General features: G+C 67.9%; 21 protein-coding genes. 11 read left to right on the top strand and 10 right to left on the bottom strand.

The annotated features are described in order from the left end of the window. Positions 1 to 43: 43 nt before the first annotated feature. Entirely contained in the window at positions 44 to 1,447 is a 1,404-nt protein-coding gene (locus AB0F51_RS39040; RefSeq protein ID WP_360288808.1) for a S28 family serine protease, read from the top strand. A 54-nt stretch (positions 1,448 to 1,501) separates the two neighbouring features. Here the strand turns inward: AB0F51_RS39040 and AB0F51_RS39035 are convergent, their stop codons facing one another. Further along, on the bottom strand, positions 1,502 to 2,041 hold the full coding sequence (locus AB0F51_RS39035; RefSeq protein ID WP_360288806.1) for an RNA polymerase sigma factor: 540 nt from the start codon (positions 2,039 to 2,041) through the stop codon (positions 1,502 to 1,504). Positions 2,042 to 2,122: 81 nt separating this feature from the next. Between AB0F51_RS39035 and AB0F51_RS39030 the strand changes: the two genes are divergently transcribed. Genes AB0F51_RS39030 through AB0F51_RS39020 form a run of 3 tightly spaced genes read left to right on the top strand, consistent with a single transcriptional unit; the run spans position 2,123 to position 4,284 of the window. Continuing rightward, the gene (locus AB0F51_RS39030; RefSeq protein ID WP_360288804.1) at positions 2,123 to 3,145 is read left to right on the top strand and encodes a serine/threonine-protein kinase; all 1,023 of its coding nucleotides are present in this window, start codon (positions 2,123 to 2,125) and stop codon (positions 3,143 to 3,145) included. 55 nt (positions 3,146 to 3,200) lie between these two features. Then, entirely contained in the window at positions 3,201 to 3,845 is a 645-nt protein-coding gene (locus tag AB0F51_RS39025; RefSeq protein ID WP_360288802.1) for a hypothetical protein, read from the top strand. Between the two features lie 10 nt (positions 3,846 to 3,855). Then, positions 3,856 to 4,284, top strand: coding sequence for a YciI family protein (locus AB0F51_RS39020; protein WP_360288801.1), 429 nt, complete (start codon positions 3,856 to 3,858; stop codon positions 4,282 to 4,284). Here the strand turns inward: AB0F51_RS39020 and AB0F51_RS39015 are convergent. The 4 genes from AB0F51_RS39015 to deoC are packed head-to-tail and all read right to left on the bottom strand — an operon-like array spanning position 4,274 to position 8,612. Then, entirely contained in the window at positions 4,274 to 5,299 is a 1,026-nt protein-coding gene (locus AB0F51_RS39015; RefSeq protein ID WP_360288799.1) for a S66 peptidase family protein, read from the bottom strand. The two genes, AB0F51_RS39020 and AB0F51_RS39015, sit on opposite strands and share 11 nt — an antisense overlap. Positions 5,300 to 5,353: 54 nt before the next feature. Beyond that, on the bottom strand, positions 5,354 to 6,226 hold the full coding sequence (locus AB0F51_RS39010) for an aldehyde dehydrogenase family protein (protein WP_360288797.1): 873 nt from the start codon (positions 6,224 to 6,226) through the stop codon (positions 5,354 to 5,356). Further along, positions 6,216 to 7,652 (bottom strand): aldehyde dehydrogenase family protein, encoded by a 1,437-nt coding sequence (locus AB0F51_RS39005; RefSeq protein ID WP_360288795.1) that lies wholly within the window; start codon positions 7,650 to 7,652, stop codon positions 6,216 to 6,218. The genes AB0F51_RS39010 and AB0F51_RS39005 overlap by 11 nt, the downstream gene beginning before the upstream one ends. Before the next feature lie 3 nt (positions 7,653 to 7,655). Then, the gene (gene deoC / locus AB0F51_RS39000; protein WP_360288793.1) at positions 7,656 to 8,612 is read right to left on the bottom strand and encodes a deoxyribose-phosphate aldolase; all 957 of its coding nucleotides are present in this window, start codon (positions 8,610 to 8,612) and stop codon (positions 7,656 to 7,658) included. Positions 8,613 to 8,740: 128 nt separating this feature from the next. On the opposite strand from deoC, the gene AB0F51_RS38995 reads away from it, so the two are divergent. The 4 genes from AB0F51_RS38995 (at position 8,741) to AB0F51_RS38980 (ending at position 11,862) form a co-directional block, all read left to right on the top strand. After that, on the top strand, positions 8,741 to 9,310 hold the full coding sequence (locus AB0F51_RS38995; protein WP_360288791.1) for a PH domain-containing protein: 570 nt from the start codon (positions 8,741 to 8,743) through the stop codon (positions 9,308 to 9,310). Next, positions 9,310 to 10,182: an alpha/beta hydrolase-fold protein gene (locus AB0F51_RS38990; RefSeq protein ID WP_360288789.1), complete on the top strand. Its 873-nt coding sequence runs from the start codon at positions 9,310 to 9,312 to the stop codon at positions 10,180 to 10,182. The genes AB0F51_RS38995 and AB0F51_RS38990 overlap by 1 nt, the downstream gene beginning before the upstream one ends. A 113-nt stretch (positions 10,183 to 10,295) precedes the next feature. Further along, positions 10,296 to 11,201: a neutral zinc metallopeptidase gene (locus AB0F51_RS38985; protein WP_360288787.1), complete on the top strand. Its 906-nt coding sequence runs from the start codon at positions 10,296 to 10,298 to the stop codon at positions 11,199 to 11,201. Positions 11,202 to 11,415: 214 nt separating this feature from the next. Beyond that, positions 11,416 to 11,862, top strand: a complete 447-nt coding sequence (locus AB0F51_RS38980) for a hypothetical protein (RefSeq protein ID WP_360288785.1) — start codon at positions 11,416 to 11,418, stop codon at positions 11,860 to 11,862. A 234-nt stretch (positions 11,863 to 12,096) separates the two neighbouring features. Here the strand turns inward: AB0F51_RS38980 and AB0F51_RS38975 are convergent, their stop codons facing one another. Both AB0F51_RS38975 and AB0F51_RS38970 read right to left on the bottom strand, forming a co-directional pair. Continuing rightward, positions 12,097 to 13,752, bottom strand: a complete 1,656-nt coding sequence (locus AB0F51_RS38975) for a phospho-sugar mutase (protein ID WP_360288783.1) — start codon at positions 13,750 to 13,752, stop codon at positions 12,097 to 12,099. Between the two features lie 38 nt (positions 13,753 to 13,790). Continuing rightward, on the bottom strand, positions 13,791 to 14,252 hold the full coding sequence (locus tag AB0F51_RS38970; protein WP_360288781.1) for a gamma-glutamylcyclotransferase: 462 nt from the start codon (positions 14,250 to 14,252) through the stop codon (positions 13,791 to 13,793). 31 nt (positions 14,253 to 14,283) lie between these two features. Here AB0F51_RS38970 and AB0F51_RS38965 point away from each other — a divergent pair, with 31 nt between their 5' ends. Continuing rightward, the gene (locus tag AB0F51_RS38965; protein WP_360288779.1) at positions 14,284 to 15,663 is read left to right on the top strand and encodes an NAD(P)H-quinone dehydrogenase; all 1,380 of its coding nucleotides are present in this window, start codon (positions 14,284 to 14,286) and stop codon (positions 15,661 to 15,663) included. A 245-nt stretch (positions 15,664 to 15,908) separates the two neighbouring features. Here the strand turns inward: AB0F51_RS38965 and AB0F51_RS38960 are convergent, their stop codons facing one another. Then, positions 15,909 to 16,310 carry a hypothetical protein gene (locus AB0F51_RS38960; protein WP_360288777.1) on the bottom strand — a complete coding sequence of 134 codons (402 nt, stop codon included), beginning with the start codon at positions 16,308 to 16,310 and terminating at the stop codon, positions 15,909 to 15,911. Between the two features lie 1,170 nt (positions 16,311 to 17,480). Here AB0F51_RS38960 and AB0F51_RS38955 point away from each other — a divergent pair. After that, positions 17,481 to 18,647: a glycosyltransferase 87 family protein gene (locus AB0F51_RS38955; protein WP_360288775.1), complete on the top strand. Its 1,167-nt coding sequence runs from the start codon at positions 17,481 to 17,483 to the stop codon at positions 18,645 to 18,647. Here the strand turns inward: AB0F51_RS38955 and AB0F51_RS38950 are convergent. Together AB0F51_RS38950 and AB0F51_RS38945 are read right to left on the bottom strand one after the other, a co-directional pair. Beyond that, positions 18,562 to 18,903 carry a hypothetical protein gene (locus AB0F51_RS38950; RefSeq protein ID WP_360288773.1) on the bottom strand — a complete coding sequence of 114 codons (342 nt, stop codon included), beginning with the start codon at positions 18,901 to 18,903 and terminating at the stop codon, positions 18,562 to 18,564. The two genes, AB0F51_RS38955 and AB0F51_RS38950, sit on opposite strands and share 86 nt — an antisense overlap. Further along, positions 18,900 to 19,580, bottom strand: coding sequence for a PadR family transcriptional regulator (locus tag AB0F51_RS38945; RefSeq protein WP_360288771.1), 681 nt, complete (start codon positions 19,578 to 19,580; stop codon positions 18,900 to 18,902). The genes AB0F51_RS38950 and AB0F51_RS38945 overlap by 4 nt, the downstream gene beginning before the upstream one ends. Between AB0F51_RS38945 and AB0F51_RS38940 the strand changes: the two genes are divergently transcribed. Then, complete coding sequence (locus tag AB0F51_RS38940; RefSeq protein WP_360288769.1) at positions 19,479 to 20,690, top strand: glycosyltransferase 87 family protein; 1,212 nt, start codon at positions 19,479 to 19,481, stop codon at positions 20,688 to 20,690. The two genes, AB0F51_RS38945 and AB0F51_RS38940, sit on opposite strands and share 102 nt — an antisense overlap. Positions 20,691 to 20,698 lie beyond the last annotated feature (8 nt).

Raw genomic sequence — 20,698 nt, 5'->3', positions numbered from 1 at the left:
TAGTCTCTTCGGGTCTGACGCCCCCACCCTGAGGAGTCTGCCCATGCGCCGGTTCACCATCGCCGCCGTTCTCGTTGCCCTGATATCGGGACCAGCCGCGCTCACCGCGTCGGCAGCGCCCGCAGTACCGGCTGCCGATCCAGTCGCCGACGTCACGGCGAAACTTCAGACGATCGCCGGATTGCGGATCGAGAGCAGCAGGGTCGTCAGCGGCAAGCCGTTCTTCGTCCTGCGCTACACCCAGCCGGCTGATCACAAGAACCCGGGCGGGGAGAAGTTCGAGCAGCGGGTCACGCTCTGGCACCGTGACTTCAACCGGCCGACCGTGCTGCACACCACCGGGTACGGCGGAGTCGGCGGCACGTTCACCGCGGAGCCGACCCGGCTGGTCGACGGCAACCAGCTGAACGTCGAGCAGCGCTTCTTCAACACCTCCACGCCGGCCAGCCAGGACTGGACCAAACTCAACATCTGGCAGGCCGCGAGCGACCACCACCGGATCGTCGAGACGTTCAAGAAGGCCCTGTACTCCGGCAAGTGGGTGTCCACCGGCGCGAGCAAGGGCGGGATGACGTCGGTCTACCACCGCCGCTTCTACCCGAACGACGTGGACGCCACCGTCGCCTACGTGGCTCCGCAGGACGTGATCAACCGGCGGGACACCTACATCGACTTCATCCAGCAGGCCGGCACGGACCCGGCCTGCAACCAGGCTCTGCGGAACATGCAGCGCAACACGTTGCTCCGCCGGCCGGCGATGCTGGCGAAGCTGACGGAGTACGCGGCGCAGAACGGGCTGACCTACGAGAGCACCTTCGGCTCGGCCGACCGGGCGCTCGAGGCCGCAGTACTGGACACGCCGTTCGCCTTCTGGCAGTACAGCACGCAGGCGGACTGTGCGCGGGTGCCGGGCACCGCGGCGGCGACGGACCAGGAGCTGTTCGACTTCATCGACGAGATCTCGGGCTGGGGGTTCTACACCGACGAGGGCACCGCGCCGTACCTGCCGTACTACTACCAGGCGTCCGAGCAGCTGAACTGGCCGGACGTGGCGAGCAAGACGAGCTGGCTGAAGGGTTTGCTGCACTACCGCGAGGCGGGTGACGCGCCGGCCGCCGTACCGGACTCGATCGAGCCGAGGAACCAGCCGTTCGCGATGATGGACGTGGATCTGTGGCTGAAGAAGTCGGGTCAGCGGATGCTGTTCGTGTACGGCGAGAACGACCCGTGGAGCGCGGAGCGGTTCGAGCCCGGACCGGGCACGCGGGACTCGCACTGGTACACCGTCCCGAACGGCAACCACGGCTCGAACATCAACGCCCTGCCGACGGAGCAGCGCACCGAGGCGACCCAGATCCTGCAGAAGTGGATGGGCGTCGCCGCCAACCCGGCCGCCGCCCAGACCAAGTCCATAGACCCCGGAGCCAAACGCCAAGGCCTCCGCTAACCAGCACGCCGAACCCCCGGGCGACCACCGCCCGGGGGATCGCCGTCCCGGGGGTCAGCGGATGGTTAGGTGTTCGGCTACGTGTTTGCGGGCCTGGTGGATGCGGGCCTTGACGGTGCCGAGTGGAATGGCGAGTTCGTCGGCGATCTCGGCATACGTCATCGCGCCGAGGTCGCGGAGTACAAGCGGTTGAACCAGTTGCGGGTGCTGGGCCTCGAGGGTTTCGAGCGCCTCCAGCAGGTCGAGGCGGGAACCGGCGATCACCGACGTGGTCCGCGGGTCGATCGACTCGGGCAGCACCTCGGCCGACTGCTCGACGGACCGGCGTTTGAGCGAGCGGTACGTCTGCCGGGCGCAGTTCGTCGCGACCACTGTCAGCCAGCCGGCGAAGCTCCCGGTGCCTTTGAAGGTGTGAATCTTCGTCGCGACCGTCAGCAGCGTGTCCTGCGCGGCCTCTTCGGCATCTTCGCGGAACGGCAGGAACCGGGCCACCCGGCGCAGTACCTGCGGCCGGATCGCCTGCAACAGCTCGGGAATGACGTCCTTGTCGCCACCCGCCGCGCGCGCCGCGAGGTCTTCCAGATCCTCGTTCAATGCTCCCCCAGCTCGCCACGACGGCACTCGCCATGGCGTCGGTGTTCGCCTTGATCCCTGCAGTGCTCGACAATAGCCGGGATGGATGTCATCGGACGCTACCGGCTGCAGTCGAAAATCGGCGCAGGCGCCTTTGCGACGGTCTGGCGAGGGTACGACGACGACCTCGACGTGGATGTCGCCGTAAAGGTGCTGGCGGAGAACTGGGCGTCCCGCGCGGACGTCCGCGAGCGGTTTCTGTCCGAGGCGCGACTGATGCGCCGGATCGCCAGCGACCGGGTGGTCCGCGTCTTCGACCTCGGTGAGCTGCCCGACGGCCGCCCGTACTTCGTGATGGACTACGTGTCCGGCGGTTCGCTGGCCGACGTGATGGCGCACGGCCCGCTCGATCCCGTCGACGCGCTCTGGTGGGGAGCCGACCTGGCCCGCGCGGTCGCGGCGCTCCACGAGGAGGGTGTGGTGCATCGCGACATCACCCCAGCGAACCTGCTGCTCCGGCCCTCGCAGGGGTTGGAGTCGGGCGGCGGTACGCACCGGATCGTGCTGGCCGACCTCGGGCTGGCGAAACGCGCTGCCGAAGCGTCGGGGCTGACCCAGGCCGTCGGCACCCCGTCGTACATGGCGCCGGAGCAAGGGCGGGGCGACGGTGGGTTCGACGAGCGAGCCGACGTGTACGCCGTCGGTGCGGTGACCTACGCGCTGATGACGGGCAGGCCGCCGTTCCTGGCGTCGTCCATCACCGACGTGCTGGCGCGCGACCCCGACAGTGCCCCGCCGAGTCTGCAGCCGCTGCTGCACGACTCGGTCGGTGAGCTCGACGAGATCCTCGCCCGGACGCTCGCGTACCGGGTAGGCGACCGCTGGAGCCGCGCGGACAGCCTGGCGGAGCGGCTGGAGCAGGAGGCGTACCGCCTAGAGCAGGAAGCTCCGCTGCTCGCCTCCCAGCGCACCACCATCGGCGACCAGGACGGCATCCGTACGACGGTCGCGGCGTCGGCCCACCCGCTCCGACGCCGCCGAAGCCACCGCGGCTGGCTGTTCGTGGCCCTCCCACTCCTCTTCCTGCTCGCAGCAGCCGGCAGCTGGTACCTCGCAACCCGCTGACCACCACCCGAGACACCCACAGCCAAACCACCCTCTGACTCCGTACCGTAGTCATATGACTACTCACTGCATCAAGGTGTGGCTGCGCAAGTCATCCCTCGTCGCGCTCACGCTCGCCCTTGCGGTACCACCTACCGCAGCCTTCGGAGGTACTGCGGCGCCGGCTGCGAGCTATGCATGCCGAGCGGACACGAAGTTCGGTAAGCAGACCTTCTCGCTCAGGCAGGGCGTGGATGCGAAGGCGCCTGCGACCGTGCGGCCGGGGGCCCGGTTCACCGTGGCGTTTGATCTCAAGCCGGGGTCTTTGCCGGGGGAGGTGAAGGGGTTCAAGCTCAAGGAGGTTCGCGACCTCACCCTGCGGGTCCCCGTCCCGGCCAACACCTCGTTCGTCAGCGCGCGACTCGCCGGCGGCTCGGGACTCGGCTCGACGCCGACGCTCGAACGCTCGGGCAGCATCGTGACGATCCGGGTCGCCGGGCCGATCCCCGGCGGATCGGCGTACCAGTTGCCGACTCTCTCGGTGCGCCTGAAGGCCGGCGGTCGTGGTCGCGTGGTGGAGACGAAGCTCCTGGGCACCAGCTTCGACAACCCCGGCCTCAACTTGCAGGCGACGATCAAATGGAAGTTCGTGACCGTCAAGTCGCCGGTCGCCTGCTACCCGGACCCCAACCCTGCCCTGACCAGGACCCAGATCCGTTAATCTGCGCGCTATGCGCTTCATGATGACGTTTCGTGGCACCGAGGAGTACGAGAACGGCGCGATGCCGAGCGAGGAGAGCATCACGGCGATGACCGCGCTGATGGGCGAGATGGCGGCCCAGGGCGTGCTGCTCGGCGGTGACGGCTTGCACCCGAGCTCCAAGGCGGTCCGGCTGGAGCTGCGGGAGGGAAAGCAGCGGGTCGTCGACGGTCCGTTCACCGAGACCAAGGAACTGATCGCCGGCTACTGCCTGATCCAGGTCGACTCGAAGGAGGAGGCGATCGAATGGGCCTCCCGCTGTCTGGTCGCCGACCAGGGAAACTCGGCCGGAATCGACCTGCGCCAGATCTTCGAGGCGGACGACTTCGGCGACGCCTACACGCCGGAGGCCCGCGCCATCAGCGAGCAGGCCACGGCTCAGGCCGAACTCAATAAGTGACCGAGATGCTCCGGGTCGCCGGGGTGATGGTGGCGGTGCCGCCGTACGGGAGGATCAGTTGCGGGTCGGTGTGCCCGATGTCCAGGCCGGTGACCACGACCGCATCGGGGTTGTACTCCGACAGCGCGCGGCGGGCCGCGGCGTACTGGTTCTCGACGTAGCTCGCTGATTCCTCGGAGCTCAACTGCTGGTCGAGCGACCACGACTTCGGGCGGGCCCAGAGGACGGCGTCGAACCGGGCCAGGAGGCCTCGCTCCCCGAAGTTGCGGAGGCTCCGGTAGACCTGTTCGGCCGACGGAAGTTCCTCAGACGTCTCCAGGAACAGGACACCGGAGTACTGGTCGGTGGGCAACATCCAGCGGTTGGCGGCGAGCTGCATGTCGAGGATCTCCAGGCAGCCACCCCAGAGTCGACCGGTCACCGGCGTCCGAGGCCCGTACCAAGTCCACTCGGTGCGCGGGAAGAGTACCGGCTCGGAGGCGAGCGAGGCAGGGTCCGCCCAGTCGCGGTCGCGGTCCGTCCAGTCGGAGGCGGTCAGCTCGAAGTCGCCCGAGCTGAACAGCGCGGCCCGCAGCGAGCGCTCGGTGTCGGGGTGCATCGCGCCACCACGACCGAACTGAACCATCACGCTGCCGCCGTGGTAGGCCGGAATGCCCAGCGAATAAAGGAAGTTGAGCAGGGTGGTGTTGTCGCTGTAGCCGTAGAACGGCTTGGGGTTGGCGCGGAAGACATCCGGATCGAGATGCTTGAGGATGGTGATCTGGTCGTCACCGCCGATGGACGCGATGACGGCGCGGATCTCCGGATCGGCCCACGCGGCGTGCAGGTCGGCCGCCCGCTCCTCGGGGCTGGACTTCAGCTTCCGGCTGGTCGGATACTCCACCGGCTCCAGCCCGAACTCCCGGATCCGCTGCAGGCCAAGCTCGTAGGGCAACGGAAACACCTCGGCCAACCCACCTGACGGCGAAACCACAGCCACCCGATCGCCGGCAACAACCTTCCGCGCAAACAACATGCGCACAACCTACAGTCGGTCCGCTGCCGACTGCAGGTGGATTAAACCGGCCAGCTACAGACCGATCGGGTGCCAGACGGTCTTCAGTTCGAGGTACTGCGTGAGGCGGGACAGGCCCGGCGACGCGGTCCAGTCTTCTTCGGCCGGACGGCGGACCCGCTTGAGGTTTTCGGCGGCCGCAGCTTCCAGAGCCGTGGCCTCTTCGGGGTCCGTGACACCGGCCAGGTCGATGGCGTTCACGTCGGAGTGCGACGCCAGCCACGGCCCGATCTCGGTCGCCGAACCGGTGAGCAGGTTGACCACCCCACCCGGTACGTCGGACGTCGCCATCACCTCGCCCAGGGTCACCGCCGGCAACGGCCGCTCAAACGACGTGACCGCGACGACCGTGTTGCCCGAGACGATGGCCGGGGCGATCACGCTGGTCAGGCCGAGCAGACTGGAGTCCTGCGGCGCGAGCACCGCCACCACTCCGGTTGCCTCAGGCAACGAGAAGTCGAAGTACGGGCCGGCCACCGGGTTGCTGGAACCGACCACCTGGGCGAGCTTGTCGGCCCAGCCGGCGTACCAGACCCAGCGGTCGATCGACGCGTCGACGAGCGCCCGCGCCTTGCCGATCGACAGCCCTTCCGACGCGGCGACCTCGGAGCTGAACTGCTCGTGCCGCCCTTCCATCACCTCGGCGATCCGGTACAGCACCTGGCCGCGGTTGTACGCCGTCCGCGTCGACCAGCCGCCGAACGCCTTGCGGGCGGCGACCACGGCGTCGCGGGCGTCCTTGCGCGATGCCTGCGAGGCGTTCGCCAGGAACTTGCCCTTGGCATTGGACACCACGTACGACCGGCCGGACTCGCTGCGCGGGAAGGCGCCGCCGATGTACAGCTTGTAGGTCTTGCGCACGTCGAGGCGAGTGCTGTCAGTGGGCAAGGTAGGCCTCCAGACCATGGCGGCCGCCCTCGCGGCCGTAACCCGACTCCTTGTAGCCGCCGAACGGCGAGGTCGGGTCGAAGCGGTTGAACGTGTTCGCCCAGACGACGCCGGCCCGGAGCTGGTTCGCCATCCAGAGGATGCGCGAGCCCTTCTCGGTCCAGACGCCGGCCGACAGCCCGAACGGCGTGTTGTTCGCCTTCTCGACCGCCTCGGCGGGGGTCCGGAAGGTGAGCACGGACAGCACCGGCCCGAAGATCTCCTCGCGGGCGATCCGGTGCGCCTGGGAGACGCCGGTGAACACCGTCGGCGGGAACCAGAAGCCCTGGGTGGGCAGCTCGCACTCAGGCGACCAGCGCTCGGAGCCTTCGTCCTCACCGACCTGGGACAGCTCGCGGATCCGGGCCAGCTGCTCGGCGGAGTTGATCGCGCCGATGTCGGTGTTCTTGTCGAGCGGGTCGCCCACGCGCAGGGTGCTCATCCGGCGCTTGAGCCGCGCCAGCACCTCGTCGTACAGGCTCTCCTGGACCAGCAGTCGCGAACCGGCGCAGCAGACGTGGCCCTGGTTGAAGAAGATGCCGTTGACGATGCCCTCGATGGTCTGGTCGATCGGGGCGTCCTCGAAGACGATGTTCGCCGCCTTGCCGCCCAGCTCGAGCGTGACCTTCTTGTCCGTCCCGGCGACCGACTTGGCGATCGAGCGGCCGACCGCGGTCGAACCGGTGAAGGCGACCTTGTCGACGCCCTCGTGCTCGACCAGCGCCTGTCCGGTCCGGCCCGCGCCGGTGATGATGTTGACCACACCCGGCGGCAGATCGGCCTGCTGGCAGATCTCCGCGAACGCCAGCGCGGTCAGTGGTGTCGTCTCGGCCGGCTTCAGGACGACGGTGTTGCCCGCCGCGAGGGCCGGCGCGATCTTCCACGCCAGCATCATCAGCGGGAAGTTCCACGGGATCACCTGGGCGGCGACACCGAGCGGCCGCGGGTCCGGACCGGCACCGGCGTACTCGAGCTTGTCCGCCCAGCCCGCGTAGTAGAAGAAGTGGGCTGCGACCAGGGGCAGGTCGACGTCGCGGGACTCGCGGATCGGTTTGCCGTTGTCGAGCGACTCCAGCACGGCCAGCTCACGCGACCGCTCCTGGATCAGCCGCGCGATCCGGTACAGGTACTTCGCCCGGTCGCGGCCGGACATCGGCCCCCAGACCTTCTCGTAGGCCTTGCGGGCCGCCTTCACCGCCCGGTCGACGTCGGCCGGGCCGGCCTCGCTGATCTCGGCCAGCACCTCCTCGGACGCCGGGCTCACGGTCTTGAACGGCTTGCCGTCCGTCGCCTCGGTGAAGGCGCCGTTGATGAACAACCCGTACGACGACTTGATGTCGACGATCGCGCGGGACTCCGGCGCGGGTGCGTACTCGAATCTGCTCATGCCTCAGTCCAGCGTGAAGTAGTCGGGGCCGGGGTAGTGCCCGGTGGCCAGCTTGGTGCGTTGCATCAGCAGGTCGTTCAGCAGACTGGACGCCCCGAAGCGGAACAGCTCCGGGTCCAGCCAGTCCGGTCCGGCCGTCTCGTTGACGGTGACCAGGTACTTGATCGCGTCCTTGGCCGTCCGGATCCCGCCGGCCGGCTTGACGCCGATGTGCAGCCCGGTCGCCTCGTGGTAGTCGCGGACCGCCTCCAGCATCACCAGCGTCACCGGCAGCGTCGCCGCGGGGGAGACCTTGCCGGTGGACGTCTTGATGAAGTCCGCGCCGGCCAGCATCGCCAGCCAGGACGCCCGCCGGACGTTGTCGTAGGTGACCAGCTCGCCGGTCTCCAGGATGACCTTCAGGTGCGCGTCGCCGGCGGCCTCGCGGATCGCCGCGATCTCGTCGAAGACCAGCCCGTACCGGCCGGAGAGGAAGGCTCCCCGGTCGATCACCATGTCCACCTCGTCGGCACCGGCCGCGATCGCGTCCCGGGTGTCCTGCTGCTTGATCGCGAGGCTGGAACGCCCGCTGGGGAAGGCGGTGGCGACGCTGGCCACGTTGATCCCGGTGCCGCGCAGCTCGAACTTCGCCGTGGCCACCAGGTCCGGGTAGACACAGACCGCGGCTACTTGCGGCGCGGTCGGGTCGGCCGGGTCAGGCCGCTTGGCCTTCGCGCACAGCGCCCGCACCTTGCCCGGGGTGTCCTGACCTTCCAGCGTCGTCAGGTCGATCATCTGGATGGCCAGATCGAGCGCGTACGCCTTGGCGGTGGTCTTGATCGACCGGGTGCTCAGGGCGGCGGCCCGGGCCTCGGCGCCGACCTGGTCCACGCCCGGCAGGCCGAGCAGGAACCGCCGGAGCCGGTCCTCGGACGAGGTCACGTCGGCGAGACTGTCGACGCCTGTGTCGGTAGTGGTCACCCGCCCCAGTCTAATCGCGTTTCGGGCCGCCCGTTCCCGGTTGTACACAGGTACCAGCTGCACAACAGGTCCGCTCGATCAGGCGGGCAAATCTAGGGAACATCGCCCCCTGCGGCTACCTTGTCCGGGTGAATGCGAAGCAGCCCAGCGAGAACGAGCAGTACCTGTCCGCGTCGAACCGGATCACCGCGGTGGTGGTGATGGTGATCGGCTCGCTCGGCCTGATCGACATCGTGGCGGAGTGGCGCACGCTGGGCGGCCTGGTGGCCGGCTGCCTGATCGCCTTGCTGATGCTCGCCGCGTACGTCGGCCTGTTCCGCCCGTCGGTGACGCTCCGCCCCGACAGCCTGCTGATCCGTAACCACATTCGCGACCACGTCGTCCCGTGGAACCTGATCACCGACGTTGACATGACCGACATCCTCCGCGTCCACGTCGGCGACCGGCGGCTGCGCTGCCCCGGCGTCCAGCTGGTGATGCGGGACATGCGCAAGCAGCGGGTCGGCGGCAGCAAGCTCAAGGCGGACAGCTCGGTCTCCCGGGCCGAGTTCGTCGTCGACCGGATCGACTACCACCTCAGCAAGTACGGCGAATCGGGTTCGGCCGACGCTCAGGTCGTCACCAGTTGGGCCCGCCCGGAACTTGGCATCGCCGCAGTACTCGCTGTCGTCGCCCTAATCGCCCAGCTGCTGCGCTGATGCGTTTCCTGTCCCGCCGCGCCTTCCTACTCACAGGGGCCGCTGCCGGCCTTGCGGGTGTCGGGCTGGTGGAGACAGGCGTAGTACCGGGTCGTGTTCGGCTGCATGACGCGCTGGGGCTGACGGGTGAGGACGGTGTGGCGCCTGACGTCGAGCCGGGCCCAGTGGAGTCCGGCAGCTTCGAGTCGGCGGCTCGGCGTACCAGGGTGGGCTGGACCGTCATCTACCCACACGGACAGAAGGCCGACGCGGCACTGCCCGTCGTACTGATGCTGCACGGCCGTGGGGGCGACCACACCTCGACCATCAACGACCTGAACGCCGACCGATACCTGACAGCCGCAGTACAAGCCGGTACTCCGCCCTTCGCGCTCGCGGCCGTCGATGGGGGAGCAGCCAACTACTGGCATCCCCGCGCCTCTGGTGACGACCCACAGAGCATGCTGACGGCCGAATTCCTTCCACTGCTGAAGAAACGCGGCCTGCGCACCGACCGGTACGGCGTACTGGGCTGGTCGATGGGTGGTTATGGAGCCCTGTTGCTGGCTGCCGATCGGGGCGCGACCCAGGTGGCGGCAGCCGGGGCGTTGAGCCCGGCGTTGTGGCACAAGGCCTCGGAGGCCTCGGCCGGCGCGTACGACGGACCCGACGATTTCCAGCGGCATCAGGTGTTCGGTCGGGCCGCGGACCTCAAGAATGTTGCCCTGCGCATCGATTGTGGCCGGGACGACCCGTTCGCGGGAGCGGTCCGGGACCTGCGCGACGAGCTCGACGCGGCCGGCGGGTTACAAGCCGGAGCGCACACGGCCGGTTACTGGCGGCGCATGCTCGGTGAACAACTCTCGTTCCTGGGGCCGAAAATCTCCGATTGAGGGGAACCTCACCACGATCGGCACCGTCCGAGTCCGTGTTCGCCCCCGGGATGAACCTCACGGTCACCCAGGATGGACTCCGCAAGGTCCCCGAATCATCGAGAGTGGAGCAAATGGTCAACCTCTCCAGCAAGAAGCGCGTCCTGGCCGGCATCGCGGCCATGGCAGGACTCGCGGCTGTGGCACTTCCCGCGCAGGCGGCTCAGGCGCACGGTGGCGTCGGCCCGGCCGAGCCCCCGCAGGTCAAGGCGACGACGACGACCAAGGCCACCACGCTGGCCTCGAACACCAACATCGTCAAGTACAACCGGCTGTACAAGACCGGCGCCATCGCCGCGTCGAAGTGCGCGGAGGTCAACGTCTCCCTGCGCACCGCCGCAGGGGTTCAGGCCTACGACAAGAAGCTGCTGGACTGCATGTGGCGGGCCTGGGCGCCGACCCTGAACGCCGCGGGCGCGAACTACCGGTTGAAGCCCGTCCTGATCTTCTACGGCAGCCGTGCCGCCACGAACTGTGGCGTCATCCGCTACCCCACGTCGTACTTCTGCGGCTACGGCAGCCAGGCCCACATCTACATCCCGACGGCCTACATCTCGAACATGTGGCGGCAGAGCAGCCCGACCTACGCCCGGGCGTACGCGACCAACACGCTGGCCCACGAGTACGGCCACCACGTGCAGTACATGACCGGCATCCTGGGAGCCTCCTGGGCCCGTCAGCGGGCGGCCAGCACCACCACGGCCAAGCTCGAGGAGAGCCGTCGCCGTGAGCTGCAGGCGTCCTGCCTCGGTTCGGCCATGCTCGGCGCGAACAAGCGCTACTACCCGATGTCGGGCGGCCTCTACGCCCAGTGGAAGTGGCTGGTCGAGCACTCCGGTGACATGAAGGGCTACCCGCGCGACCACGGTTCGTTCGCGAACCACGGCTGGTGGTCCCACACCGGCTTCTACGCGACCAGCACCAAGACGTACGCGGGTCACTGCAACACCTTCACCGCAGCCTCCAGCCGGGTCTCCTGACCTGACTGACACAATCTCCGGGTGATCCGGAGTAACCAAGCCGCCTGGAACGCGTTGCCGTTCCAGGCGGTTTGTTCGATCCGGCCGCAGGTGGTTGCAATGAAGGTTGCAATTTGGCCGACACGTTCACGATCTGCGATCGTGTGGTTACCGTGTTTCGGGTCCGCACGCCTTACAGTCTTGGTCGACCCACGAACGGCAGGAGTCAAGGATCGTGAACTACGACGAGTTCAACACCGAGTACACCAAGGTGCTGGACAAGATCAAGAGCAGCACGTGCAGCTGGTCGGAGCTGTCCGGTCACGTCACCCGGCTGCGGCAGGGGACGGCCGGCATCACCACGCCGGTCGAGCGCGCGCAGATCGACAGCGACCTGGCCGCGCTCGGCCAGATGGTCGACCTGTCGCGGCGGACCAACGACAAGGAAGACGTCTGGACCGTCACCTCCGAGGCGGTCCGCCGGGCCAGCAGCGGTGAGGGCAGCGTCGCCGACCGGATCGCGCGGATCGAGGCGAGCATCAACGAGATCACCACCCTCGCCAACCGCAACCCGGACGAGCGCGAGGCGCTGATGCAGTCCACCAGCACCCTGAAGATCCTGCACTCCTCCCTGCAAAGCTCCCTCCGAGCCGAACAAGCCGAAGCCGCCGCCCTCAGCTAACCCACCAGCTGACACCGTGTTCCACTGACTGAGGGCCCCTGATCATCCAAGGGGCCCTCAGTCAGTTGTTTGCTTGCCGACGCAGAAGTACTAGATGGTGCGAGTACAGCGCGCACCTCGCGGAAGGTGCGAGGCGCAGCGTGCGCCTCGCAGGAGGTGCGAGGCTCGGCGTGCGCCTCGCCTTCCCTTGGGTGTTTGCTGCCGCAAGGCAGCAAACACGTCAGCACGGGATGGTCAGATGCCGGCTGCTGCGGCTAGGTCTTGTTTGATGGCGGTTAGTTCGGTGGTGGCTTGGGTGCGGGCTGCTGCGAGGTCTTCGCCTTCGACCGGGATGACGACCTCGAGGTAGCACTTGAGTTTGGGTTCGGTGCCGGAGGGGCGTACTACGACGCGGGCGCCGGCCGACAGTGTGTAGCGGAGGCCGTCGGTGGGCGGGAGGGCGTCCGAGCCTTCGTTGAGGTCTTCCACTCGCTCGACCGTGTGTCCGCCGAGCAGCGTGGGTGGGGTTGCCCGCAGGCGGTCCATCGCGGCCGTGATCAGGCTCAAATCATCCACCCGCACGGCCAGCTGATCCGTCGCGTGGAGGCCGTACTTCTTCGCGAGGTCGTCCAGCAGATCCAGCAGCGTCCGCCCAGCCGCCTTGGCCTGCGCGCCCAGCTGCAGCACCCGGACCAGCGTCGACACCCCGTCCTTGTCCTTCACAGCCGCCGGATCCACGCAGTACCCGAGCGCCTCCTCGTACCCGAAGACCAGCTCCGGCACCCGCCCGATCCACTTGAACCCGGTCAGCGTGTCGACATACCCCACGCCGTACGCCGCCGCGATCTTCCCCAGCAACGACGACGACACGATCGAGCACGCGGCAACCCCATCAGGCCTTCCGGAGAGCAGGAACTCACCGAGCAACGCCCCCAACTCGTCGCCACGCAACATCCGCCAGCCACCGTCGGCCGACGGACCCGGTACTGCGACCGCGCACCGATCGGCATCCGGATCGTTGGCCACGGCAAGGTCAGCACCAACCGAACGCGCCAGTTCGAGCGCAGCGTCGATCGCCCCCGGCTCCTCCGGGTTCGGGAACGACACCGTCGGGAAGTCCGGATCCGGATCCGCCTGCGACGCCACCACAGCCGGTACTGCGAACCCCGCCCGCTGCACCGCCGCCTCCACCAGCAACCGCCCCACCCCGTGCAGCGGCGTGTAAGCGACCTTCAAGTCACGAGGCGCATCCGCCGGGACCAGCGTCGCGATCCGATCGAGATACGCGTCCAGCAGCTCATCGCCGGCCGTCTGCCAGTCGTCCCCACGCGGCACGGTCGCAAGCGCCCCAACAGCAGCAATGGCGGCGGCGATCTCAACATCAGCCGGCGGCACGATCTGCGAGCCGTCGCCGAGATACACCTTGTACCCGTTGTCCTGCGGCGGATTGTGCGAAGCCGTCACCACCACTCCGGCAACCGCTTTCAGATGCCGGATCCCGAACGCGATCACCGGCGTCGGCGTCGGCCGATCCAGCAGTACTGCGTCCAGCCCCGCGCCCCGGATCACCGCGGCGGTGTCCTCCGCGAACACGTCCGACTTGTGCCGCGCGTCGTACCCGATCAGTACCGGCCCGTCGGTCAGCCCGTTGGCCTTCAGGTACGCCGCCAGTCCGGCGGCCGCGCGGATCACGACGACCCGGTTCATCCGGTTCGACCCCGCACCGACGGCGCCGCGCAACCCCGCAGTACCGAATTCGAGGGTGCCCGCGAACCGGTCCGCCAGCTCGGCGTCAGCCGCCGGCCCGGAGTCCAGCAGTTCCTGGAGTTCGGCGCGCGTGTCGGGATCGGGATCCTCGGCGAGCCAGGCTTGCGCGGCGGTACGGATCAAAGCGGCATCGTTGACGGTCACGACCGCACGATACCGCCCAGTACGGCGGGAACCCGGCTCTAATGCCCCGAGCTCTGGCAGGGTCGGGCGCGGAGGTCGGCCACGTAGTCGTCGGGCGCGCCCGCTGCCTCGGCGGCCTCGGCGAGGATGCCCAGGTACCGCGCGGAGGGCAGGCCGCCCTCGTAGGCGTTCAGGACGTACATCCAGGCGAGCTGCTCACCGTCCAGGGTTTGCACCCGGACTTGGATCTTGCGATAGATGCCCTGGTCGATCCACTCCCACTCGTCCAGCCGCTCGACGTCCTTGGGACTGACGTCGTACAGGGCGACGAAAACCTGGTTCGTCGGGTCGCTGGGATCCTCGACGACGGTCGCCATCGAGCCCTCCCAGCCGAGTTCCTCCCCTCCGAAGGTGAGGCGCCAGCCGACGATCCACCCGGTTCCGCGCAGGGGGGAGTACGGGCACCGCTCGGCCATCAAGTTCGGGTCCAGATTCGACGCAAACGCGGCGTACAGGGTCACGAGATCACAGGATACGGAACAATGGCCTCTCGTGGCGCGAGTTGTGATCATCGGTGGCGGTCCAGGCGGGTACGAAGCGGCGAGTGCGGCCGCCCAATTAGGGGCGGAGGTGACAGTCGTCGACTCCGGCGGGATCGGCGGTTCGTGCGTGCTCACGGACTGCGTCCCGAGCAAGACGCTGATCGCCACGGCGGAGGTGATGACCGAGGTCGAGGAGGCCGGCGAGCTCGGCGTCCGGGTCGAGGACGGCGACGACGATCCGCGGAACTCCGTGCGTGTCGACCTGTCCGTCATCAACCAGCGGGTCAAGTCGCTGGCGGCGGCCCAGTCGGAAGGGATCAGCCGGCGGCTGGCCGCCGACAAGGTCCGGGTGATCAACGGCCGCGGCCGGATGGACGGCCCCGAGACCGTGGTCGTGGGCAACGAACGGCTGGACGCCGACGTGGTGCTGATCGCCACCGGTGCAAGGCCGCGCATCCTCAAGGGGTCCGAGCCGGACGGCGAGCGGATCCTGACCTGGGAGCAGGTCTACGAGCTCGAGGAACTGCCCGAGCGGCTGATCGTCGTCGGGTCCGGAGTCACCGGCGCCGAGTTCGCCAGCGCGTACGACGCGCTGGGCAGCGACGTGGTGCTGGTCTCCTCGCGGGACCGGGTGCTGCCGGGTGAGGACAAGGACGCAGCCGAAGTACTGGAAGACGTCTTCAAGCGACGCGGCATGACGGTGCTGGGCAAGTCCCGCGCCGAGTCCGTCCAGCGGCAGGGCGACGGGGTCGTGGTGACGCTCACCGACGGCCGGACGGTCGAGGGTTCGCACGCGCTGCTGGCGGTCGGATCACTGCCGAACACCGAAGATCTCGGACTCGTCGAGTCGGGCGTGTCGCTCGGCGATGGCGGCTTCGTCACGGTCGACCGGGTCTCGCGGACGACGGCGCGGGGCGTGTACGCCGCAGGTGACTGCACCGGCGTACTGATGCTCGCCTCGGTGGCGGCCATGCAGGGCCGGATCGCCATGTCCCATGCCCTGGGCGACGCGGTGGCGCCGCTGAACCAGTCGACCGTCTCCTCGAACGTCTTCACGGCGCCCGAGATCGCCACGGTGGGCGTCACGCAGGCGGCGCTGGATGCGGGCACGAGTACGGCGATGGTCGTCAAGGTGCCGCTGGCCGACAACGCACGCGCCAAGATGCAGGGCGTCCGAGACGGCTTCGTGAAGCTCTTCTGCCTCCCGAACACCGGCATCATCGTCGGCGGCGTCGTGGTGGCGCCCCGAGCCTCCGAACTGATCCACCCGATCTCCCTGGCAGTAGGCGCCCGCCTCACAGTCGACCAGATGGCCCAGTCCTTCACCGTCTACCCCTCAGTCTCGGGTTCCATCGCCGAAGCAGCCCGCCGCCTCCACCTCCGCTCGTAAGCCCCAGCACCCTCTGCACGGCTCCTGCGTTTACTGCGAGCGCAGGCTGCCACTAGCAGTTCCTCCGCGCAGCCACCGCAGGCAGGCTCCCGCAGTTACTGCGGGGCGGCCTGCCACTAGCAGTTCCTCCGCGCGGCCGCTGTAGGCAGGCTCCTGCGGCTACTGCGAGGGGTAGCGCAGTAGCCGCAAGGAGCCTGCTGGCGGTGTGGTGGGCGAGCGGTTGCTGGTGGTTGGGGCTGGGGTGGTTAGGTGGGGGTGTTGGCGGAGTCGGTGTCGCCTGGGGTGTTCGCCGAGGTGGTGTCACCCGGGGTGTTGGCGGAGGCGGTGTCACCTGGGGTGTTCGCCGAGGCGGCTTCGCCTGGGGTGTTGGTGCTCGCCACCTCGCCGGGGGTGTCGGCTGAGGCTGCGGCCGGGGCGGCGTTCGTCGCACCGCGGGTGGTGGCCGTCAGGTTCGCCGGCTGTGGGTCGTTGAGGTTCGGCGCGGCGTACGCGGCAATGCCCAGGTCGATCGTGGAGATGGCGGCAACAGATCCGACTACTCCGGTTGACCCGGTCTGTGGCTTCGACCCAGCGTTCGGCCAGGGCGAATCGTGCCCGGGTTGCTTGCGGCCAGCCGGGCTCCTGCACGCGGTGCGGCCCAGTGACAAGTGAGAGAACGACCGACGCGACCCGCAGCCTCAGCTGCCGTGGGTCGACGTACCGGTCGAAAGTAGACAAACAGTGGCTGGCATAGCCGCTGATCGCGGCGGCATGGCGCGGCAGCACCTCCGCGAGAACGCTCAGATGCCCAACCAGACAAGCAAGATCATCGACGCGATCACCAGGCCCAGCCGTGTCCACATCCAGCAGCCCACACACCGAACCCTGCGCATCCACAAACACCTGCGCTTCATAAAATCACTGTGCACCGGTACGACGGCACCAACGTGGCTCTCGGCAACGATGATTCCGGCAAGCTGGGTGGCGTCCTCGGCCAACCCCGGTACGACGGCGCCAACCGCGCGCGTAGTACTCGGTCCGCTCCAGCCAAGACGACCGCCTGGGAGCATCGAGGAGCTGCGACGGCAACCTGTCCAGCAGCCTCAGTAGCTCCGAAGGATCCGGCAGCGGCCCGCCGGAGCGCAGTACGGACCTGAGACTCCGACCGGGCAACCCTTCCAGCACCAGCAGCCCATCATCGCTCCACCCCAGACTCCGCGGAACCGGTACTCCGCCGCCAACCAGCAGCCGATGCCGCTCATGCAGCGTCTCGACCTCGTCCGGCCGAATCACCTTCAAATAAAGCCGTCCCAACACCCCAGTCGCCTCAACAACCGCCCGCCGCAAAGGCCGATAAGCCAACAACTCAAGGCCGACCTCCCCACCCCCAAGCCCACAGCCCTCAAACAACGCCGAAGCACCAGCAGGATTCATCGCAACCCGCATCCCCGGAAGCAACGGATCGCCCCCAGCCACCCAAACTCCGACCTGCAACTCATCGCCCCCGATGACGGTGCCGCCGCCCGGCAGCGAGCCATCAGCGCTCGCACACAACACCTCAGTACGAGTAGCCGGCCCCTGAACAATTTCGATGCGATAGGCAACCGTCGTACGACCGCCCCAGCAATCAACCTGCTCAGCCCGCCACCTCACCAACCGCCCACCAACCCCGCCACAGCCACCGCCAGCGCCTCGCCAGCCGCAGCCCCAGTCAGCAGCTCCAAAATCTCCCCGTCATCCGCCATACCCCCCACACTGCCCACCCACCATGAGCCCCTCGTTAACCATTTCTGAGAGCTCTCTCATCCCCCTCAGAGCCTCGTGTGAGGATTCTCGGTATGCGGAGCAGGGTGTGGTGGGGGCTGGCTGTTGGGGTTTGTGTTGTGGCTGGTGTGGTGGTGCCGTTGCTGCTGCGGCATTCGTTGGTGGATTTGAAGGTTTATCGGGTGGGTGGGGAGACGCTGCTGGGGGATGCGGCGGGGTTGTATGAGGTGCGGTTGGCGGGGTTGCCGTTTACGTATCCGCCGTTTGCTGCTGTGGTGATGGTGCCGTTTGCCTTGTTGCCATGGGGTGTGGCGGCTGTGGTTTGGTCGGTTGTCAGCTTTGTGAGTTTGGTGGTTGTCTGGCGGTTGTCCGCGGGTAAGGGGTTGGCCTCGCCTGTCTTGTTGGCGGTGGTTGCTGGGTCGTTGTTACTGGAGCCGGTGCGGGAGACGTTCGGGTTCGGGCAGGTGAATCTGATGCTCTGCGCGTTGATCCTGTACGACGTGCTCGACACCAAGCACTCGCGCCGTGGGATCTGGGTCGGGTTGGCGGCTGGGGTGAAGTTGACGCCTTTGGTGTTTTTCGGGCTGTTGCTCGTCACCCGGCAGTGGAAGGCGTTGGCGTACGCGAGTGCGGCGTTTGCGGGCACGGTGCTGGTGGGATTTGCGGTGACGCCGAAGGGCGCGACGGAGTACTGGACGTCGTTGGTGGCGGAGACGACGCGGATTGGTGGGTTGGCGTTTTCGAGCAACCAGTCGTGGAACGCGTTCCTGGTCAGGCTGACCGGGGATCTCGACGGTGGTGGGCCGGTGTGGCTGGTGCTGGTCGCGTTGACGGTCGGCGGCGGGTTATGGCTTACGTGGAAGCTTTGGAACCAAGGTGAGCAGTTGGCCGCGGTGTCGACGACCGCGCTCATCGGTCTGCTGTGTTCGCCGGTGTCGTGGAGTCACCATTGGGTCTGGGCCATCCCGTTGGGGCTCAGCGTGATGAGCGTGCTGCCCAAGAATCCCAAGCTGGTGTTCGCGGCCGGCTGGTTCGGGTTGTTCGCGATCGCCCCGATCTGGTGGCCGCCCAACCACTACAACCGTGAGCTCGACTGGTCCTTCCCGGAGCAGTTCACCGGCAACGCCTACCTGATCGCGGCGATGGTTGCCATCGTCATGCTGATCGCCCACCGGCGTCGGCCTCTAGCTGACGCAGACCCGCTTCGAACGCCTGGCCGTACTGCGCCCGCGCCCCGATGAAGAAGCGGTTCGCCAACGGCACGGCCCAGGTCAGCCGGTCGGCCACGTTGAAGACGCGATAGGTCACCCGCACCCCGACCGGGTCAGGCTCCACCGTCGTCTCGCCGCGATACCACCACCCGCCTTGGTACGAGAAGACCGCGCCATCAACAGACTCCTGTACGTCGTACCCGGCCAGCTTCTTGCGATGCCAGGCGATTGCCGACGCGAGGTCGACCCGGGCGGTGCCTTCATAGCTGAAGAGCAGTTTCTTCAAGACTCCTCCAGGGACAACGCGAGTCGGCGTACCCAGGCCGCCTGGGCTCGGGACATCGCCACGCGGTAGTCGAGTTCGACGACGGCCAGGTAGGGCAGGCCGTCGACCTGGAGTTGCGCGACGATCGCCTCGAGGTCGGCCGCGTCGGCGGTCAGCCGCTTGGAGCGGCGGGTCAGCAACTCGGCGGCCCGCGCCGGTTCCAGCAGCCCGACCAGGGCGAGTGCGGCGTCGAAGCGGGGTGGGTCCTCGGTCGGGTCTTCCAGCAATTCGGCGAGCCACGACTTCAGTTCTTCGTGGCCGGCGGGCGTGAGGCTGTAAACGGTGCGCTCCGGGCGATTGCCCTGGCGGTCCGCGCGTTCGACGGCGATCAACCCGTGCCGGTGCAGACGCTCGACGGTCGAGTACACCGAGCTGTGCTTGACCGCGACCCCGGCGGCCGAGCCGCGCTCGCGCAGGGTTGCGACCAGTTCGTACGGGTGCATGGGCCGCTCCCAGAACAAGCCGAGTAGGAACTGAGATCTAGCTGCAACACTGGCATAGACCGCATGACCTGATCGGTTGTCAGGCTGGATCGGGTGAATTGGGGGATCCTGGGGGACCCAGGCAAGCGCCGCTGGTGGCTGGTCGCGGGGGTTTGTGTGGCCGTTGCCGTGCTGCTGCCCTTCGGGTGGGATCACACCGGCGCGGATCTGAAGGTGTATCGCCTCGGTGGCGCCGCGATCCTGTCCGATCCGTCGAGCCTGTACACGACCCGCCTGCGCTACATCTCGATGCCGTTCACGTACCCGATCTTCGGCGGCGTCGTGATGGCGCCGGTCTCGCTGCTGCCCTGGCCGCTCGCGTACGGCGCCTCGATCGCCACCTCGCTGGTCGCCCTGGTAGTGATCTGGAAGCTCAGCCTCAAGCAGTACTTCGCCGGCCGCCGGCTGCACCCGGCCGTCCTGATCGCCATCTCCGCAGCGTCCCTGCTGATCGAGCCCGTCCGCGAAACGCTCTCGTACGGCCAGATCAATCTGCTTCTCTGCGCCTTGATCCTGTACGACGTCCTCGGCCCGAAGCAGCGTTTCGGCCGGGGAGCCTGGCTGGGACTGGCGGCCGGGATCAAGCTGACGCCGTTGGTCTTCTTCGGCCTGCTGCTCGTCACGCGGCAGTGGAAAGCTCTCGCCAACGCGTCAGCCGCGTTTGCCGGGACGGTCGCGATCGGCTTCCTGATCGCGCCGCGGACGGCGTACGAGTACTGGACGAACCTGATCTCCGACACCGGCCGGATCGGTGGCCTCGCGTACTCGGGCAACCAGTCGTGGAACGGCTTCCTGATCCGGCTCACCGGCGACCTCGACGGCGGCGGCCGGCTGTGGCAGCTCGTCGTGCTGGTGACCGTGGCCGCTGGGCTCTGGCTCAGTCGCGATCTCTGGCGCCGCGGCGAGGAGCTGGCCGCCGTGTCGGTCACCGGGTTGATCGGCCTGTTCTGCTCGCCGGTGTCCTGGAGTCACCACTGGGTCTGGGTCATCCCGCTCGGCGTCTCGTTGCTCACGGCAACACAACTCGGCCGGCGCTATCCGTTGCCGGTGGCCCTGAGTTGGTCCGCGCTGTTCATGCTCGCCCCGATCTGGTGGCCCCCAAGACGCGGCAACCTCGAACTCAGCTGGAACTTCGTCCAGTCCCTGGCCGGCAACGCCTACCTCTGGCTCACCCTCGCCGCCGCACTCCTGCTCGCGCTCGACGGATGGCGAGAAAGAACCGCGATGCGCACCGCCCGCCGAGACCAGGCAGCGTTCCCTCACTAGCGAACCCC

The organism is Kribbella sp. NPDC023855, assembly GCF_040639475.1.
GTDB lineage: Bacteria > Actinomycetota > Actinomycetes > Propionibacteriales > Kribbellaceae > Kribbella.
Note: the sequence above shows the minus strand (reverse complement) of the source record. Positions and strands in the feature narration are given on the sequence as shown.

Excerpts from the sequence above, each read along its gene's own strand:
- AB0F51_RS39040 (WP_360288808.1), top strand. The coding sequence starts at position 44 with ATGCGCCGGTTCACCATCGCCGCCGTTCTCGTTGCCCTGATATCGGGA.
- AB0F51_RS39030 (WP_360288804.1), top strand. The coding sequence starts at position 2,123 with ATGGATGTCATCGGACGCTACCGGCTGCAGTCGAAAATCGGCGCAGGC.
- AB0F51_RS39025 (WP_360288802.1), top strand. The coding sequence starts at position 3,201 with ATGACTACTCACTGCATCAAGGTGTGGCTGCGCAAGTCATCCCTCGTC.
- AB0F51_RS39020 (WP_360288801.1), top strand. The coding sequence starts at position 3,856 with ATGCGCTTCATGATGACGTTTCGTGGCACCGAGGAGTACGAGAACGGC.
- AB0F51_RS39015 (WP_360288799.1), bottom strand. The coding sequence starts at position 5,299 with ATGTTGTTTGCGCGGAAGGTTGTTGCCGGCGATCGGGTGGCTGTGGTT.
- AB0F51_RS39005 (WP_360288795.1), bottom strand. The coding sequence starts at position 7,652 with ATGAGCAGATTCGAGTACGCACCCGCGCCGGAGTCCCGCGCGATCGTC.
- AB0F51_RS38990 (WP_360288789.1), top strand. The coding sequence starts at position 9,310 with ATGCGTTTCCTGTCCCGCCGCGCCTTCCTACTCACAGGGGCCGCTGCC.
- AB0F51_RS38985 (WP_360288787.1), top strand. The coding sequence starts at position 10,296 with ATGGTCAACCTCTCCAGCAAGAAGCGCGTCCTGGCCGGCATCGCGGCC.
- AB0F51_RS38955 (WP_360288775.1), top strand. The coding sequence starts at position 17,481 with ATGCGGAGCAGGGTGTGGTGGGGGCTGGCTGTTGGGGTTTGTGTTGTG.